This is a genomic window from Trinickia sp. Y13 (assembly GCF_029522115.1).
Taxonomy (GTDB): Bacteria; Pseudomonadota; Gammaproteobacteria; order Burkholderiales; family Burkholderiaceae; genus Trinickia.
The window spans coordinates 181344-197705 of sequence record NZ_JAKWFK010000001.1 but is presented as its reverse complement, the minus strand read 5'-3'; the positions used below and the strand labels follow the sequence as shown (position 1 = coordinate 197705).

The following is a 16362-nucleotide window of genomic DNA, read 5'->3' as shown; positions in this document are numbered from 1 at the left end:
GAAAAGCGGTAATTGGCACATAGTGCCGAGATAATGTCATAGAAATACGCAATGGCTAGCGCAGTAGCACGGCGCGCCGCTGCGGCGAGCGGAGAGGACCGCTGTGCCCCGCCAATCAAGGAGCAGCGGACGCAGGCATAGCACGCGAACGCGCGGCGGCCCATTGATCAATCGACTGATCTAATCGGCCGAATTGAAATTGATCGGCATTTTGTCGAATTATTTTCGGGCGGATTATCCGGCCGTCCGAAGATAAGAGGAAAGAGGAGACACGGCATGCTTACCAGAACCGACAGCTACGACGCGCTCGTTCGGGCGTTCAAGTGGCGCATCCCCGAACGCTACAACATCGGCGTGGACGCCTGCGACAAGTGGGCGGACGGCACGGGCCGGCTTGCGCTCGTGTACGAGGCGCGCGACGGCGCGCTCTCGCGCTATACCTTCGACGAACTCAAGGCGTTGTCCAACCAGCTCGCGCACAGCTTCGAGCGCCACGGCGTCGCTCGAGGCGAGCGCGTCGGCATCTTTTTGCCGCAAGCTCCAGAAACGGCGCTCGCGCACCTGGCCGCCTACAAGCTCGGCGCGATCGCCGTGCCGCTGTTTGCGCTCTTCGGCGTCGAGGCGTTGCAATACCGTCTCTCGAACAGCGGCACCGTGGCGCTCGTCACCGACACAGCAGGGCTGGAAAAGATCGCGCAGATTCGCGACTCGCTGCCCGAACTGAAGACGATCTATTGCGTCGACGGCGACACGCAAGCATTGCAGGCCGCCGGGGTCCTGCCGTTTTGGCCGTCGCTCGATGAGGAGGGGCGCACCTTCGACGTCGTCGATACGCATGCCGACGATCCGGCCATCATCATCTATACGTCGGGCACGACCGGCAAACCCAAAGGCGCGCTGCATGCCCACCGCGTGTTGCTCGGCCACCTGCCCGGCGTCGAGATGCCGCAAGCGTTCTTCCCCGATCAGGCCCGCCTCATGTGGACGCCTGCCGATTGGGCTTGGATCGGCGGGTTGCTCGACGTGCTCTTGCCTTCATGGCATCACGGCATTCCCGTGCTCGCGCGCCGCTTCGAGAAGTTCGATGCCGAGGCGGCGTTCGATCTCATGGCGCGACACGGCGTCACTCACGCCTTTCTGCCGCCGACCGCGCTCAAGATGCTGCGCACGGTCGAGCGGCCGCGGGAGCGCCACGCGCTCTCGCTCGTCGCCGTCGCGAGCGGCGGCGAATCGCTTGGCGAGGAACTCATCGAGTGGGGCCGCACAGCGCTCGGTGTCACGCTCAACGAGTTCTACGGGCAGACCGAGTGCAATGTCGTCGTCAGTTCTTGCAGCGCGCTGTTCGAGCCTCGCATCGGCTCGATCGGCAAAGCGGTGCCGGGCCATGACGTGCAGATCGTGGACGATGCGGGCCGCGTGCTGCCGGCCGGCGCCGAAGGCAACATCGGCATCCATGCGCCCGATCCGGTCATGTTTCTCGGCTACTGGCGCAACCCCGAAGCCACACGTGAAAAATTCGCGGGCGAATTTCTCGTGACGGGCGACGTGGGCGTCATGGATACCGACGGCTTCATCCGTTTTGTCGGTCGCAACGACGACGTCATCACGAGTGCGGGCTATCGCATCGGCCCCGGTCCGATCGAGGATTGCTTGCTGGGTCATCCGGCCGTGCGCATGGCGGCGGTCGTCGGCGTGCCCGATGCGACGCGCACCGAGATCGTCAAGGCGTACATCGTGCTCAACGACGGGTACGCGCCCGGCGAGGCGCTCGTGCGGGAGATTCAAGACCACGTGCGCACCCGCCTGGCCGCGCACGAGTATCCGCGTGCAATCGCCTTCGTCGACACGTTGCCGATGACGGCGACCGGCAAGATCGTGCGCCGCGAGCTGCGCTCGATGGGTTGAATGCTGGGCGCAAAGCTCGGCGTTGAGTTAACGACGAGCGTCGATCATGGAGCGCTGCCGCCGCTACGGCCGGCCCGGCAGTAGCGGCCTCGGCTAGCGACGGGCGTCACGCCATTCGGCGCAATACGCCGTCGCGCAGGACCACGTGGTGATACAGCGCGCCTACCACGTGCAAGCCGATCAGCCCGAGCATGACCCAAGACAATACGCCGTGGACGTCGCCCAGCGCATGGCCGAACGCCGAACCGGTGGGCGAGAGCGCCGGCAGGTCGACGCCGAACAGCGCGAGCCGCCACCCGCGCGACGAGGCGTTCGCCCACCCCATGAGCGGTTGGACGATCAACAGCACGTAGAGCAAAACGTGCGTCAGATAGGCCACACCGCGCGTGAGCGCGGAACCTTCGACAACGCCCGGCTCTTTACGTAGAAAACGCCATAGCAGGCGCACGACCATGACCGCAATGATCGAGACGCCGAGCGTAAGATGGATAGCGATGAGTCCTACGGGTTGCATACCACGATGAATGTCCGGCATCGTCCATGCGACGACGTACTGCCCCGTTAGCAGCGCCACGATGAGCCAGTGAAGCAGACGGGCAAACGGGTCATATTTCGAAACGGTGAAGGCGTTGGCCATGATGTCCTCATAGATAGACGAATGCCAATGCGATCGCTCGCGCACACACGCCGCATGCTGCGCGAGCGCCATCGCACAATTAGGGCGGATTGTAGCGTGCGGTACCTTAAGAGATCCTTGCGCCGTGGCGCCGCAGTTGCAACATTGCGCTACACGCGATGGTTTATAGTGACGCCCCTCGCTTCGCTTTGACGCACTTCACCATGACTGCCCCTGAGCCCTCCGCCGCCGATGGCGGCCACAGCCCGCTTTATCTGAAACTGCTCGCCGAAACCGCGAAGATCGGCTGGACCGAACTCGAACGTTTTTTCGCGCGCGGCATGCTGCTGCGCGTCGCCCGCGATCTCGATCTAGTGACGGTGGCGGCAGCCATTGCCGAAGACGATGCCGACCAGGTGGCTCGATGGCTCTCGTCGGGTCTCGTCGAGCGCTTGATGTCGGAAACCGCCGCAGATTGGGCGGCGCGCGATCCCGACCTGTGGGCCGTGGTCGTGTCGCCCTGGGTTTGCGTACAAGAACGCGGTTAGCGCCCAGGGGTTCGGCCCGCCCCCTCTCTTTCGCCGCGCATGTTCTAGTATGTAATGGCGCGACTCGTTCGCGAAAGGAGACTGCCATGGACGCTGAATCGATTGCCGGGCTAGTTGGGCTTGCCGTCGGGCTGCTCGTGCTGCTTGCGCTGACGATCTTCGAGTCGCGCTCGTACAAGCGCGATCACGGCGGCGAAGGCATGATCCATCACTGGCTGGCCGAGCATCACATGCTCGACTGGCGTCGAACGAGGCACTGAGCTGCGCTCGCGTTCTCCGGCCTCGCGCTGCGAAACGCCGGCCATGCGTCGCGCGTGTTCTCGCGCGCGGCGCGCTCATGTGCGCGCGAACGCCTTGAGCGCCGCTTGCTCCGCGGCTAGCGTCGCCGGTAATTCCTCGAGCAGGAAATCGATCCAGGTACGAATTTTCGCGTCGAGATACTGACGCGACGGATAGAGCGCGTAGATGTTCAGCGGCATGGTCGTATATTCGGGCAATATCCAGACCAATTCGCCGCTTTTGAGCCAGCGCATGGCCGAATAGGTCGGCAACACCGCCACCCCCATCCCTTCGCGCACCGCAACCGCCATCGAATCGGCGCCGTTCACCTGAAATTTCGGCGTCGAGACGGTGAACGTTTCGACGCCGTTGGGGCCGTCGAAATTCCACTTATCAAAGGCCGCCGCCGGCGTGACGATGCGCAGGCAGTCATGGTTGACGAGGTCCGACGGCGTGCGCGGAACGCCGCGACGTTCCAGATACGACGGCGAGGCGCAAGCGATGCTGAACACGCTGCCGAGCCGCTGTGAAATCAGGCCCGAGTCGGGTAAGTCGTAACCGAGCACGACCGACACGTCGAAGCCTTCGTCGAGTAGGTCCGGAATGCGCTGCGCCAGCGTCAACTCGACCGCTACGTCGGGGTAGCGCTTTTGGTAGCGGGCAACGGCCGGCACGATGTACCGCGTGCCGAAACTCGCCATCACGTGCAGCCGCAACTTGCCGCTGGGCCGTGCGTGGGCGTCGCTCGCTTCGGCCTCGGCCTCTTCGACGTACGAGAGGATTTGCTGGCAGCGCTGCAAGTAACGCTCGCCCGCTTCGGTCAACGCGATGCGCCGCGTCGTTCGATTGAGCAGGCGCGTATGCAGGTGCGCTTCGAGATCGGAAACGGCGCGCGAGGCGTAGGCCGTCGTCGTGTTCAGGTACTGCGCTGCCGCGGTGAAACTACCCGATTCAACGACGCGTACGAAAACCCTCATGTTTTGAAGCGTGTCCATGCCCTTCCCTTGTCTGTCCGCCCTGCGATTGTTGCATATTGCGCAACGTCAATTATCACAGCCACGGCAAAGATCCCTTACATCCTTACCACTTATTTAACAATCAGCTGAAAAATATAATCGATCGCATTCAGTCATGTTCCGTTGGGAGAGAATCTTGCGATTGCCGATCGGCAAACTGCCCGTTGCGTCCGCTTTTCTTGCACTGTCGATAATAATCGCCGGATGCGCAAGCACGGGCGGCATTGCGCCGCAACGGCAGACGCTCGATGCGGCAACGCTCGACCCCGGCGCCGCCGTGCGCGCGGCCGATCGCAGCGCAGGCTGGCCCGACGCCAACTGGTGGCGCGCCTTCGGCGATGCCCAGCTCGATACGCTCGTCGCCGCCGCCATCGCAGGCAACCCGACCCTGGCAGCAGCCGACGCACGCGTACGGCAAGCGCAGTCGCTCGCGGGCGTCGCCGCGGCCGAACTCGCGCCGCATCTGAACGGCAACCTGTCGATCACTCGCGAGCACTGGCCCGACAATCCGTTGTATTACGGTCCCGGCCCGCTCGCCAATCAAAACACTTGGAACAACACCGGCACGCTCGGGCTGTCCTACCGGCTCGATCTGTGGGGCGGCGATGCCCGCGCGCATGAGCAAGCGCTCGACGCCGCCCACCAGCGCGCCGCCGACGAACGCGCCGCGCAGTTGGAACTCGAAGTCAATCTGGTACGCGCCTATATCGACTTCTCCGAGCAATTCGCGTTGCGCGATATCGCGGCCGATATGCTCGCGCGGCAGCGCGAACTGGCCGCGCTTGCGCGCCGGCGCCTCGCAGGCGGCATCGGCACGCAGCTCGATCTGAGCCAAGCACAAGCGCCGCTGCCCGAATACGAACGCCAGATCGAGGCGCTCGACGAAGCGATCGAACTCGATCGCAATCAGTTGGCGGCGCTGATGGGTCGAGGTCCCGGCGCGGGGGCCTCGCTGACACGGCCAGCGCTCGCGTTGGATGCGCCGGTCGGCCTGCCCTCGCAACTACCCGCCGAGCTCATCGGTCACCGCCCCGATGTGGTCGCCGCGCGCTGGGCGGTCGCCGGCGCCGCGCGCGGCGTCGATGTCGCGCATGCCGCGTTCTACCCCAACATCAATCTGCTGGCATCGCTGGGCGGGTTTGCCGCCGGCGGCCCCTTGTTCCAATTTCTGCATGCAGCCAACGGCGGTTGGACCGCCGGGCCGGCGCTGTCGCTCCCGATCTTCGAGGGCGGCGCCCTGCGCGGGCGCCTAGGCGCCGCGGCGGCGGGCTACGACGAAGCCGTCGAGCACTACAACGCCGCCGTGATCGCGGCGCTCAAACAGATCGCCGACCAGATCGTGCGGCTGCATTCGCTCGCGGCGCAAGAAGGCGATGCAATGCGCTCGGCGAGCCTCGCCGAGCGCAGCTATCGGCTCGCGCAAGTCGGCTTCGAACGAGGTTTGAACGATTACGTCAATGTGGTCGTCGGCCAGACGCAATGGCTCGGTGCGCAGCAACGCGTCGCTCACGTGCGCGCCGCGCGGCTCGTGGCCTACGCGTCGTTGATGGGCGCGCTCGGCGGCGGGTTGAGCACGCCGGCGGACGGACCCGAGAAGGCAACGATGAAACCCTCGCACGAAGCGGCGCGCACAACCATAGCGGCGGCGCGCGTCCCCAACGGCCCCGTTGCGCGCGAGGCGTCGGAGGCGTCGGCGTCCGGAGCCGCCCGCGCAGACAACGGCTCTCGTTAGGACGCGCATCATGGCCGATCCGACTGTCCCCCGTGCACGCTCGCTCGACGCCCTGCAGACCGCCTTCGCCGACTGGGCGAAGACCGACGCTCGCACTTGGATTTACTTGTTCAAGGCCCTGGCCGCCGCGTTCCTGGCATTGGGCATCGCGATGCGGCTCCAACTACCGCAACCGCGCACGGCCATGACGACGGTATTCATCGTCATGCAACCGCAAAGCGGTGCGATACTCGCCAAGAGCTTCTATCGGATCGGCGGCACGCTGGTCGGGTTGATCGCGACGCTCTTTCTGATCGCGGCATTCGCGCCCCAGCGCGAGTTGTTCCTGGGCGCGCTCGCCTTGTGGACCGGCATCTGCACGGCCGGCGCCGCACGCAACCGCAACTTTCGCTCGTACGGCTTCTTGCTGGCCGGCTACACGGCCGCATTGATCGGCATCCCCGCCGCGCAGCATCCCGAAGGTGCGTTTCTGGCGGCGCTCACGCGCGCGGCCGAAGTCGCGCTCGGCGTGCTGTGCGCCGGCTTCGTCGGCGCCCTCGTCCTGCCGCAGCAAGCCAGCTTGCAAATGCGCACGACGGTGCGCGCCCGCTTTTCGGCCTTCGTCGAATACGTGGCCGCCGCGCTCGCGGGGCGCGTCGAACGCGCGCAGATCGAACGCACCAATGCGCGCTTTCTCGCCGAAATCGTGGGCTTCGAAGCGATGCGCAGCATCGCCGTGTTCGAAGGCGCCGAGACGCGTGGCCGCAGCGGCCGTCTTGCGCGCTTGAACAGCGAATTCATGACGGCCTCCACGCGTTTTCACGCGCTCCATCAGTTGATGAATCGCCTGCGCGGCGCCGGCGCCACCCGGGCCGTCGAGGCGCTCGAACCGTACTTCAAGGAGCTCGCGCCGCTGCTGCATACGCCGGGCGAACCGGTGCTCACGGCCGCCGACGCCGTAGGCTCCGCTCGCAAGCTCGACGCGTTCAAGGCCGCGCTGCCGCGCCGCGTGCGCGAGGCCCGCATCGTGCTGGCCGAGCAGCCCGGCTTTCCCTTGCTCGACTTCGATACGGCCGCCGAATTGCTCTACCGGTTCGTCGACGATATGCACGCCTATGCGCTCACCTACGCATCGCTCGCGGCGCCCACGCATGAGCGTGAACGTTGGCCCGAACGCTACGAGCCGAAGACCAATGCCGTGCTGACCGCGATCGCAGGCCTGCGCGGGGCGATCGTGATGGCCGTGCTCAGCGCGTTTTGGGTTGCCTCCGCTTGGCCCAACGGCACGGTGCTCGTGCTCAATGCGGCCGCCGTCTGCGCATTGGCCTCTTCTTCGCCGCGCCCCACCCGAATGACCTACCAAATGGCCGCGGGCGCCCTCCTCGCAACGCTCGTCGGCTTCGTCGAAGTCTTCGGCGTCTATCCTCGCATCGACGGCTTCCCACTGCTGTGCGCGGCCCTCGCACCGCCGCTCGCCCTCGGCATCTGGATGACGACGCGGCCCAAGCTCGCGGGATACGGCGCCGGCTATTGCATTTTCTTTTGCGTGCTGGCGGGACCCGACAACATGGTGAGCTACGATCCGGCCGGCTTTGCCAACGATGCGATCGCGTTGGTGCTGTCGATGGCGGCCTGTGCGATCGCGTATTCGGTGCTTCTGCCGCCCTCGACGCCCTGGCTGCGCCGCCATCTGCTGGCCGATTTGCGGCGGCAGGTCGTGCTCTCCTGCCAAGCGCCGCTCGCCCGCCTGCGAGGGCGCTTCGAAAGCCGGGCGCGCGATTTGGCGTTTCAAGCCTATGCGCTGATGGAGCGCGACCCGGCCGCACGCCGCGACGCGCTCGCTTGGCTCATCGCCGTGCTGGAAGTAGGCCATGCCGTGATGGATTTGCGTCGCGAGTTGGGCCAACTGCCCAGCGATGCGCGCTACGCGGCAACGATGCCCTGGCGGCGCGCGATCGCGCGCTCGGCCAACACGCTGGCCGCGCTGTTCGCGCACCCTGCAGCCACGCGGCTGGATGCGGCGCTGGCCGCCAACGTCGACGCGATCGCCGCGACCCAGCAAGCGCTGGCCGCATTCGCGCCGCCGCGGGAAGACCGCCATCGCCTGCAACGTATCTTGAGCTACCTGCACTTCGTGCGCACGGCGCTCATCGACCCGCAATCGCCGCTCGCGCAGTATGCGCTTGCATCTCGCCGCGACGACGCGGCGCCTGCATGAAGGAGACGCCGCCCATGTCCCGCGAGATCGCCGTGCTCGGCGCTTTCATTCCCGCGCTCGTGCCGCTGTGCATCGGCGGCGCGGGGCTCACATGGCTCGTCGACCGCCTGCTCGCGAGCGTCGGGCTTTACCGTTTCGTGTGGCACCCGACGCTGTTTCGCGCGAGCCTGCTCGCGTGCATCTGCGGCGTCATCGGGTTGACCGTGTACCGCTAAACGTTAAACGCTGAACGCTGAACGCTTTTCCAACGACTCTCATCATGACGCTTCGACACATCATCGGTTTCATCGCGACGGCGCTCGTTTTCGTGCTCGCGTTGGCCCTCGGCCGCTCGCTCTGGGTGCATTACATGGACGAGCCGTGGACGCGCGACGGCCGCGTGCGCGCACAAATCGTCAACGTGGCGCCCGACGTCTCCGGCGCCGTCGTGGACCTGCCGATCGCCGACAACATGTTCGTCAAGAAAGGCCAAGTGCTGATGCAAATCGACCCGGCGCACTACCGGATCGCGGTGGAGCAGGCCGAAGCCGCCGTCGCAGCGAGCCGTGCTCAATGGCGCATGCGGCAGGCGGAGGCGGCGCGGCGCGCCGATATGGATAGCCTCGTCGTCTCGAAGGAAAGCCGCGAAAATGCAACGAGCGCGGCAGCCAGCGCACAGGCGCTCTATCAGCAAGCCTTGGCCTCGCTCGACGCCGCCAAGCTCAATCTCGCACGCACCACCGTCGTCTCGCCGGTGGATGGCTACGTCACCAACCTGTCCGTATTTCGCGGCGACTACGCGAGCGCGGGCGCGCCCAAACTCGCGATCGTGGACAGCCATTCCTTTTGGGTTTACGGCTATTTCGAGGAAACCAAATTGCCGCGCGTGAAAATCGGCGCGAAGGCGCAAATGCGCTTGATGAGCGGCGGCGTGCTGCAAGGCCACGTGGAGAGCATCTCGCGCGGCATCTACGATCGCGACAATCCGCAAAGCCGCGAACTCGTCGCCGACGTCAATCCGACTTTCAACTGGGTGCGTCTCGCGCAGCGCGTGCCCGTGCGGATTCACATCGACCAGGTTCCGGATGGCGTGGCGCTCGCCGCAGGGACGACGTGCACCGTGATCGTGTCGCCGGCTCGATGACGGTGTAACGTCGCCCGCATTTGCTTCGCCAGTACCGGCTGCGAGCAACGCGCGGGGGAGCAAAGACGATGACGCGGGCCAAATTCCGGCCCGCGCCGACAGCGACACCTAAGGATGAGGACCGAGGACTAACCGCCCGCGCGCAGCTTGAACTTGCCGACCAAGCGCTTGAGCGCCTGCGCTTGATCTTCGAGCGAACGCGCAGCGGCCGTCGCCTCTTCTACGAGGGCGGCATTTTGCTGCGTGCCGGCATCCATTTGCGTGACGGCGCGGTTCACTTCCTCGATACCCGCGCTCTGCTCGGACGATGCGGCCGAGATTTCGCCCATGATGTCCGTGACGCGCTTGACCGCTTTCACGACCTCGTCCATCGTTTGACCGGCGTCTTGCGCCAAGCTCGATCCGTTCGCCACGCGCTCGAGCGACGTGTTGATGAGCGTTTTGATCTCTTTGGCGGCAGCCGCGCTGCGTTGCGCCAAGCTGCGCACTTCGCCCGCCACCACGGCGAAGCCGCGGCCCTGCTCGCCCGCACGCGCGGCTTCCACGGCGGCGTTCAGCGCCAAGATGTTCGTTTGGAAGGCGATCCCGTCGATCACGCCGATGATGTCGCCGATGCTCTTGGCGCTGTCGTTGATCTGCCCCATCGTCGTGACGACGCGCGAAACCACATCGCCGCAAGTCGACGCGATTTCCGATGCGTTGTTGGCGAGCGCGCTCGCTTGCTTGGCATTGTCGGCGTTCTGCTTCACCGTCGAGGTGAGTTCCTCCATGCTCGTCGCGGTCCGCTCGAGCGACACCGCCTGCAACTCCGTGCGTTGCGACAAGTCGAGGTTGCCCATCGAGATCTCGCCGGCGGCCGAGGAGATCGCCTCCGCGCTCGCCGCGATTTCGCCGACCGTTGCCGCAAGCCCCGTTTGCATCTCCGAGAGCGCATAGAGCATGCTGGCGTCGTCCTTCTTGCCGAGCGCAATGCGGTTGGACAGATCGCCCGCTGCGATATGGCTCGCGATCTCCTTGGCATAGACGGGCTCGCCGCCCAGTTGCCGCGTCAAGCGCCGCACCACCGCCTCGCTGACGAAAAACGCGACGATCATCAGCGCGACGGTCATCGCCGCCATCATCAGGAACGACGACTTGAAGATGAACGCCGATTTCTCGATGGTCGCCTTAGCCTCGGTGCCGCGGCGCGCGACGAGCGCATCGACTTGCTTTTCGAGCTTGCCGGTTTCGACGAGCAGCGACACGTCCTGCATGCCCACTTGCCAGTTCATCTGCGACAGATCGAGCGATTGCGCCTTCACGAGCTTCACGAAATCGCGCAGATGGCCTGCCCACGCGCCCACGTCGGCGCTGAATTTCTTCTGCTCGGTGATGCCTTCGCTGTCCGACGCATCCGTGTATTGCTGCAGCGTCGCGAGTTCGCCGTTGATGGCGGCGAGCCCCTTGTCGACCTCGACGCCCAATTCGTCGCGCTCTTTGGCCGTCGTCGCCGTCAGCAACATCTTTTGCGCGCGGCTGGCGCGCAGCACGTCGGCGCGCACTTCTTCCGCGGCGCGGCTGGCGACATGGCCCTGTTCGTAGATCGATTTGGTCGAACCGTTCAAGCGTTCGATCTGTGCCAACGAGAACACGCCGATGACGAGGGTGCCCACGAGCACGACCGCAAATGCCAATCGCAACGACGCCTTGACCGACAAGCCGCCCGATTTCGTCTTCGCCGCGCGCTTGTGCGACCGGCCGCCGGCCCCCGCACCGTCAGGAACGAACCCCGCGCCGGACCGTTTGCCCAGCGAAACTGCCTTCATATGCAACCCCCTTCTCATTGCGCGCCACCGTGGGTAGGGCGACGAAAGCCGTGTGTACCTTCTCGGGTCAACGGCAACTTTGGTGTCGTTCTTTAATTCGCGGCCGCCGATGTAAACCCGATGTGGCGCACTCGTGGCGCGCCGCTGGCTTTATAACCCGCCAAAAAGACGATGCGGCGAGACGGCGAGCGGGCCGGTGACTTGCCCGCCTGCGTTGCCCCCGCGCGACAAAAGCCGGACTGGATACCAAACCCGATACCGGACCCACGCCGGGCCCGTCCTCGGTCGTCGCCGCACCGCGATGCGCCCCATTCTTGCACTGCCGGAGCAGGGATGTCCTGTTTGCGACAAAATTTGTCCTATTATTCCTTTCGAGACAATCTACACTCGATCCGTACCCAGACGAAGCGAATCCCTGCTTGCCGCGTTCGTCGCGGCACACGCTGTCTTTCTCTTTTTCTCACCGTGCGAACCATGCAAACGACAGTCCCCAAAGACGGCCTTGCCGCGGCGCAGGCAACGGCCGCATCGCCCCCGCTTCACGCCAACGCAAGCGCCGCCGTCTCGCGCACCGTCTATTCGGTGCTCGGCGCGATCAGCTTCTCGCATCTGCTGAACGACATGATTCAGTCGCTGATCCTCGCGATCTACCCGATGCTCAAGCAAAACTTCTCGCTGTCGTTCGCGCAGATCGGGCTCATTACGCTTACCTACCAGATCACGGCCTCACTGCTGCAGCCGCTCGTCGGGTTCTACACCGACAAGCGTCCGCAGCCATACTCCCTGCCGGTCGGCATGGGCTTCACGCTCTCGGGGCTCGTGCTGATGTCCGTCGCCGCGCACTTCAGCGTGCTGCTCATCGCGGCGGCGCTCGTCGGCTGCGGCTCCTCGGTGTTTCACCCCGAATCGTCGCGCGTCGCGCGCATGGCCTCGGGCGGACGCTATGGGCTCGCACAATCGCTGTTCCAAGTCGGCGGCAATGCCGGCTCCTCGCTCGGCCCGCTGCTTGCCGCACTGATCGTGATCCCGCACGGCCAGCGCAGCATCGCGTGGTTCTCGGTGGCAGCGCTCGTGGCGATGGTCGTCCTCGCCAACATCGGGCGTTGGTATAGCCGGCATCCGGCCACGAAGAAGAAGGCAAGCGCGCGGGCGCTGCATCCGTCGTTGTCGAAATCGCGCGTGGCGCTCGCGATCGGCGTGCTCGTGCTGCTCGTCTTCTCGAAGTACTTTTACTTGGCGAGCCTGAACAGCTACTTCACGTTCTATCTGATCGACAAATTCCACCTGTCGGTCCAAGCCGCGCAGATCCATCTGTTCGTCTTCTTGGCCGCGGTGGCCGCGGGCACGATCATCGGCGGCCCGGTCGGCGATCGCATCGGCCGCAAGTACGTGATCTGGGCCTCCATTCTCGGCGTCGCGCCCTTCACGCTGCTCTTACCCTATGCCAACCTGTTCTGGACCGGGGTCCTGACGGTCGTCATCGGGGTCGTGCTGGCCTCCGCGTTCTCGGCCATCATCGTCTACGCGCAAGAGTTGATTCCGGGCAACGTCGGCACGGTGGCGGGCTTGTTCTTCGGCTTCGCGTTCGGGCTCGGCGGCGTGGGCGCAGCCGTGCTCGGCGATCTGGCCGACGCAACGAGCATCGGTTTCGTCTACAAGGTGTGCTCGTTCCTGCCGCTGATCGGCGTGCTGACCGTGTTCCTGCCCAACCTCGAACGGAAACGTCAGGGGCATGCCTGAAGTTCAGCTTTGACCTCGCCTTCGCGCGGGGTCATTGCGGCTGAACGTCGCGCTAGCTGCCGGCTTGCTCCGTGGCGGCCCGCTCGCGCAAGAAACGCCCCAGCACGCCAGACGAATAACTTCCTGCTATATCCGTCAAGAATGTAGTGAACGAGGCCGTGGCGTGATCGTCGGCGGTGTCCGAAATCGTTCGCACGATCGCACACGGCACGCCATGTTCGAAGCATACCTGCGCCATCGCCGCGCCTTCCATCTCCACGGCCATCGCTTCGGGTAGCGCGCTCGCCAGCGCGCGCACTTCGCTCGCGCTCGACACGAAGCGGTCGCCGCTGACGATCAACCCTCGGTGCACGCGCGGTGCATCGAACGCGAAACGCTCCGCGAGCGCGTAGGCTTCTTCGGAAACGAAGCGCACGCAGGCGGCTTCGAGGGCGTCGGCGAGCGGTGCATGCGCCGGAAAATGCGAACGCTCCAAGAGCGGCACTTCGTAGCGCGGAAACAGCGGCGAGGCATCCATGTCGTGCTGCAGCAGTGCATCGGCCACGACGATGTCGCCCACGCGCACACCGGCCCCGACCCCGCCTGCCACGCCCGTAAACACCATCGCAGTGACGCCGAAGACGTGAATCAGCGCGCTCGCGCTGGCAGCGGCCGCTACTTTGCCGACACGCGCGAGCGTCACGACGCACGGCACGCCGTACGCGGTGCCGATGTGGTAATCGCGCTTGCCCAGCGTGACCGTACGCATGCCGCCCTCGGCGCGCATTGCTTCGATGAGATCGCCCAACTCCTGTGGCAACGCGGCGAGCACCCCCAGTCGAGGCGCAGCGCCGTCACCATTGGCGTTGCCCGCACCGTTCGTGGCGTTCATGTCGAGACTCATTCCACGACCTGCAATTTGGCCACGGCAAGCGCGAGCCACTTCTCGCCATGCCGCTTGAATCGGACTTGCGCGCGCGCATCGGCGCCTGCCCCCTCGAGCGCCGTGATCGCGCCTTCGCCGAACTTCGTATGAAAGACTTGCTGTCCGACACGGAAACCCGTATCGGCCGCACGCTGCTCGTTGGCGAAGGCGGGCAGCGGCGCCGCCTCGAAGTTCGCCGCATGGCCCCGATCGGGGCGCGCGAACCAATCGCGGTTCCATGCCGATCCTTCCGCACGGCCACCCCAGCGCGAGCCGGCCTCGACCTTCGGCGTCAGCCACTTGAGCGTGGTTTCGGGCAACTCGTCGAAGAACCGCGAGCGTACGTTGTAGCGCGTCTGCCCGTGCAATAGACGGCTTTGCGCGAACGACAGATAGAGCCGCTCCTTCGCGCGCGTAATCGCGACGTACATGAGCCGGCGCTCTTCTTCCAGACCGTCGGTCTCCATCGCACTGTTCTCGTGCGGGAACAGCCCTTCTTCGAGGCCCGTGATGAACACCGCCGTGAACTCGAGCCCCTTGGCCGCATGCACGGTCATCAATTGCACCGCATCTTGCCCCGCTTGCGCCTGACTCTCGCCGGCCTCGAGCGAAGCGTGCGACAAGAAACCCGCGAGCGGAGTCATGGTGTCGGGGTTTTGCGCCGGGTCGCTCGGGCTCGCGGCCTCGAGCACCACCGTTTCATCATCGAGCGAGGCGGCGCGCAACTCGGGCGCCGCCGTGGCGCCCGGCGCCAGCCGGATCGAACGCGCGGGCGTATCGAGCCCGTAACCCTCTTCGCTGACGAACGCGGTGGCCGCGTTCACGAGCTCCTGCAAGTTTTCGAGCCGGTCTTGACCTTCGCGCTCGTTCTCGTAGAAGACGGACAGGCCGCTCGTACGCACGACGTACTCGACCGTCTCGGGCAAGCTCATGCGCTCGGTTTCGGCGCGCATCTTGGCGATGAGCGTGGCGAACGCGCCTAGGCTCGTGCCGGCTTTGCCCGTCACGTACGGGATCGCCGCTGCCATCGAGGTGCCATACGAGCGCGCTGCGTCGGCCAATTGCTCGATCGAGCGCGCGCCGATGCCGCGCGTGGGGAAGTTGACCACGCGCGCGAACGCCGTGTCGTCGTTCGGATTGTCGATCAGCCGCAAATACGCCAGCGCGTGCTTGACTTCCTGCCGTTCGAAAAAGCGCAAACCGCCGTAGACGCGATAGGCGATACCGGCATTCACGAGCGTATGTTCGATCGTGCGCGATTGCGCGTTGCTGCGGTAGAGCACGGCGATCTCGCTGCGCGCGAGGCCGCTGTTGTTGATCAACGCGCGAATTTCCTCGACGATCCAACCGGCCTCCTGCGTATCGGTGGCCGCCTCGTAGACGCGCACGGGCTCGCCATGGCCGGCGTCGGTGCGCAAGTTCTTGCCCAAGCGCCGCGAGTTGTGGGCGATCAGCGCGTTGGCCGTATCGAGGATGTAACCGTGCGAGCGATAGTTCTGCTCGAGCTTGATCAGGTGGCGTACGTTGAACTCGCGCTCGAAGTCCAGCATGTTGCCCACGTTCGCGCCGCGAAACGCATAGATCGATTGATCGTCGTCGCCGACCGCGAAGATCGAGCCGGACGCGGCCCCGTTGCCTTGCCCTGCGAGCAGCTTGAGCCACGCGTATTGCAGCTTGTTCGTATCCTGGAACTCGTCGACGAGAATATGCCGAAAGCGCGCTTGGTAGTGCGCACGCAGCGGCGCATTGTGGGCGAGCAGCTCGTAGCAGCGCAGCAGCAGTTCCGGAAAATCGACCACGCCTTCGCGTTGGCACTGCTGGTCGTACGCGCGATACAGTTCGACGAATTTCAGATTGAAGCTGTCGCTCGCATCGACCTGATCGGGGCGCAGCCCCTGCTCTTTGGCGTTGTTGATGAAGTATTGAAGGTTCTTCGGCGGGTATTTCTCGTCGTCGACGTTCAGGCCCTTCATCAGACGCTTGATCGCGGACAGCTGATCCGCCGTATCCAGGATCTGGAACGTGGCCGGCAACCCCGCATCGCGGTAATGCGCGCGCAGCATGCGATTGCACAGGCCGTGGAACGTCCCGATCCACATGCCGCGCGTGTCGATCGGCAAGAGCGCCGACAGGCGCCCCATCATTTCGCGCGCCGCTTTGTTCGTGAACGTGACGGCGAGCACCGTGGCCGGCGAGGCGTAGCCTTGTTGGATCAGCCACGCGATGCGCGTGATTAGCACGCGCGTCTTGCCGCTGCCTGCGCCCGCCAGGATCAGCGCCGGTTCGTTCGGCAGCGTGACGGCCGCGTATTGTTCGGGGTTCAGGTTGGCGAGCAGTTCTGGCATGGAGGAAGCGGTTCTCTGCAACGGGAGGAAGCGGGCGGCGCCGCAGGCGGCAACGCTTTGGGAGCCGATCATTATAAGGCCGAGCGCCGTGCGCCTCTGCCGTCCCCTTATAATTGACGGTTTCGAACCTGCGATCGAAGGCCGGCCGCGGC

The 16362-nt window shown here is 65.1% G+C and carries 13 protein-coding genes; 8 read left to right on the top strand and 5 right to left on the bottom strand.

What is annotated here, in order from left to right; all coding sequences use genetic code 11:
• Positions 1-276 precede the first annotated feature (276 nt).
• Positions 277-1905: an acyl-CoA synthetase gene (locus MMB74_RS00825; protein ID WP_277426695.1), complete on the top strand. Its 1629-nt coding sequence runs from the start codon at positions 277-279 to the stop codon at positions 1903-1905.
• A gap of 106 nt (positions 1906-2011) precedes the next feature.
• Here MMB74_RS00825 and MMB74_RS00820 read toward each other — a convergent pair whose 3' ends face one another.
• A complete protein-coding gene (locus MMB74_RS00820) occupies positions 2012-2542 on the bottom strand; it encodes a cytochrome b (protein ID WP_277426694.1) in 531 nt (176 codons plus the stop codon).
• 203 nt (positions 2543-2745) lie between these two features.
• Here MMB74_RS00820 and MMB74_RS00815 point away from each other — a divergent pair, with 203 nt between their 5' ends.
• Entirely contained in the window at positions 2746-3069 is a 324-nt protein-coding gene (locus tag MMB74_RS00815; protein ID WP_277426693.1) for a DUF2288 domain-containing protein, read from the top strand.
• Positions 3070-3155: 86 nt separating this feature from the next.
• The gene (locus MMB74_RS00810; RefSeq protein WP_277426692.1) at positions 3156-3329 is read left to right on the top strand and encodes a hypothetical protein; all 174 of its coding nucleotides are present in this window, start codon (positions 3156-3158) and stop codon (positions 3327-3329) included.
• Positions 3330-3404: 75 nt separating this feature from the next.
• Here MMB74_RS00810 and MMB74_RS00805 read toward each other — a convergent pair whose 3' ends face one another.
• A complete protein-coding gene (locus tag MMB74_RS00805; RefSeq protein ID WP_277426691.1) occupies positions 3405-4343 on the bottom strand; it encodes a LysR family transcriptional regulator in 939 nt (312 codons plus the stop codon).
• A 157-nt stretch (positions 4344-4500) separates the two neighbouring features.
• On the opposite strand from MMB74_RS00805, the gene MMB74_RS00800 reads away from it, so the two are divergent.
• Genes MMB74_RS00800 through MMB74_RS00785 form a run of 4 tightly spaced genes read left to right on the top strand, consistent with a single transcriptional unit; the run spans position 4501 to position 9416 of the window.
• Positions 4501-6096, top strand: coding sequence for an efflux transporter outer membrane subunit (locus MMB74_RS00800; RefSeq protein ID WP_346780657.1), 1596 nt, complete (start codon positions 4501-4503; stop codon positions 6094-6096).
• A 10-nt stretch (positions 6097-6106) separates the two neighbouring features.
• The gene (locus MMB74_RS00795; RefSeq protein WP_277426689.1) at positions 6107-8293 is read left to right on the top strand and encodes an FUSC family protein; all 2187 of its coding nucleotides are present in this window, start codon (positions 6107-6109) and stop codon (positions 8291-8293) included.
• A gap of 14 nt (positions 8294-8307) precedes the next feature.
• The gene (locus MMB74_RS00790; protein WP_277426688.1) at positions 8308-8508 is read left to right on the top strand and encodes a DUF1656 domain-containing protein; all 201 of its coding nucleotides are present in this window, start codon (positions 8308-8310) and stop codon (positions 8506-8508) included.
• Positions 8509-8552: 44 nt separating this feature from the next.
• Positions 8553-9416 (top strand): HlyD family secretion protein, encoded by an 864-nt coding sequence (locus tag MMB74_RS00785; RefSeq protein ID WP_277426687.1) that lies wholly within the window; start codon positions 8553-8555, stop codon positions 9414-9416.
• Positions 9417-9544: 128 nt separating this feature from the next.
• Here MMB74_RS00785 and MMB74_RS00780 read toward each other — a convergent pair whose 3' ends face one another.
• A complete protein-coding gene (locus MMB74_RS00780) occupies positions 9545-11221 on the bottom strand; it encodes a methyl-accepting chemotaxis protein (RefSeq protein ID WP_277426686.1) in 1677 nt (558 codons plus the stop codon).
• A 474-nt stretch (positions 11222-11695) separates the two neighbouring features.
• Here MMB74_RS00780 and MMB74_RS00775 point away from each other — a divergent pair, with 474 nt between their 5' ends.
• Positions 11696-12961: an MFS transporter gene (locus MMB74_RS00775; RefSeq protein ID WP_277426685.1), complete on the top strand. Its 1266-nt coding sequence runs from the start codon at positions 11696-11698 to the stop codon at positions 12959-12961.
• Between the two features lie 52 nt (positions 12962-13013).
• Here the strand turns inward: MMB74_RS00775 and MMB74_RS00770 are convergent, their stop codons facing one another.
• Positions 13014-13832 (bottom strand): 5'-methylthioadenosine/adenosylhomocysteine nucleosidase, encoded by an 819-nt coding sequence (locus tag MMB74_RS00770; protein ID WP_277426684.1) that lies wholly within the window; start codon positions 13830-13832, stop codon positions 13014-13016.
• 8 nt (positions 13833-13840) lie between these two features.
• Positions 13841-16210, bottom strand: a complete 2370-nt coding sequence (locus MMB74_RS00765; protein ID WP_277426683.1) for a UvrD-helicase domain-containing protein — start codon at positions 16208-16210, stop codon at positions 13841-13843.
• Positions 16211-16362: the final 152 nt, after the last annotated feature.

Excerpts from the sequence above, each read along its gene's own strand:
- MMB74_RS00765 (WP_277426683.1), bottom strand. The coding sequence starts at position 16,210 with ATGCCAGAACTGCTCGCCAACCTGAACCCCGAACAATACGCGGCCGTC.
- MMB74_RS00770 (WP_277426684.1), bottom strand. The coding sequence starts at position 13,832 with ATGAACGCCACGAACGGTGCGGGCAACGCCAATGGTGACGGCGCTGCG.
- MMB74_RS00825 (WP_277426695.1), top strand. The coding sequence starts at position 277 with ATGCTTACCAGAACCGACAGCTACGACGCGCTCGTTCGGGCGTTCAAG.
- MMB74_RS00810 (WP_277426692.1), top strand. The coding sequence starts at position 3,156 with ATGGACGCTGAATCGATTGCCGGGCTAGTTGGGCTTGCCGTCGGGCTG.
- MMB74_RS00790 (WP_277426688.1), top strand. The coding sequence starts at position 8,308 with ATGTCCCGCGAGATCGCCGTGCTCGGCGCTTTCATTCCCGCGCTCGTG.
- MMB74_RS00780 (WP_277426686.1), bottom strand. The coding sequence starts at position 11,221 with ATGAAGGCAGTTTCGCTGGGCAAACGGTCCGGCGCGGGGTTCGTTCCT.
- MMB74_RS00785 (WP_277426687.1), top strand. The coding sequence starts at position 8,553 with ATGACGCTTCGACACATCATCGGTTTCATCGCGACGGCGCTCGTTTTC.
- MMB74_RS00820 (WP_277426694.1), bottom strand. The coding sequence starts at position 2,542 with ATGGCCAACGCCTTCACCGTTTCGAAATATGACCCGTTTGCCCGTCTG.
- MMB74_RS00815 (WP_277426693.1), top strand. The coding sequence starts at position 2,746 with ATGACTGCCCCTGAGCCCTCCGCCGCCGATGGCGGCCACAGCCCGCTT.
- MMB74_RS00805 (WP_277426691.1), bottom strand. The coding sequence starts at position 4,343 with ATGGACACGCTTCAAAACATGAGGGTTTTCGTACGCGTCGTTGAATCG.
- MMB74_RS00795 (WP_277426689.1), top strand. The coding sequence starts at position 6,107 with ATGGCCGATCCGACTGTCCCCCGTGCACGCTCGCTCGACGCCCTGCAG.
- MMB74_RS00775 (WP_277426685.1), top strand. The coding sequence starts at position 11,696 with ATGCAAACGACAGTCCCCAAAGACGGCCTTGCCGCGGCGCAGGCAACG.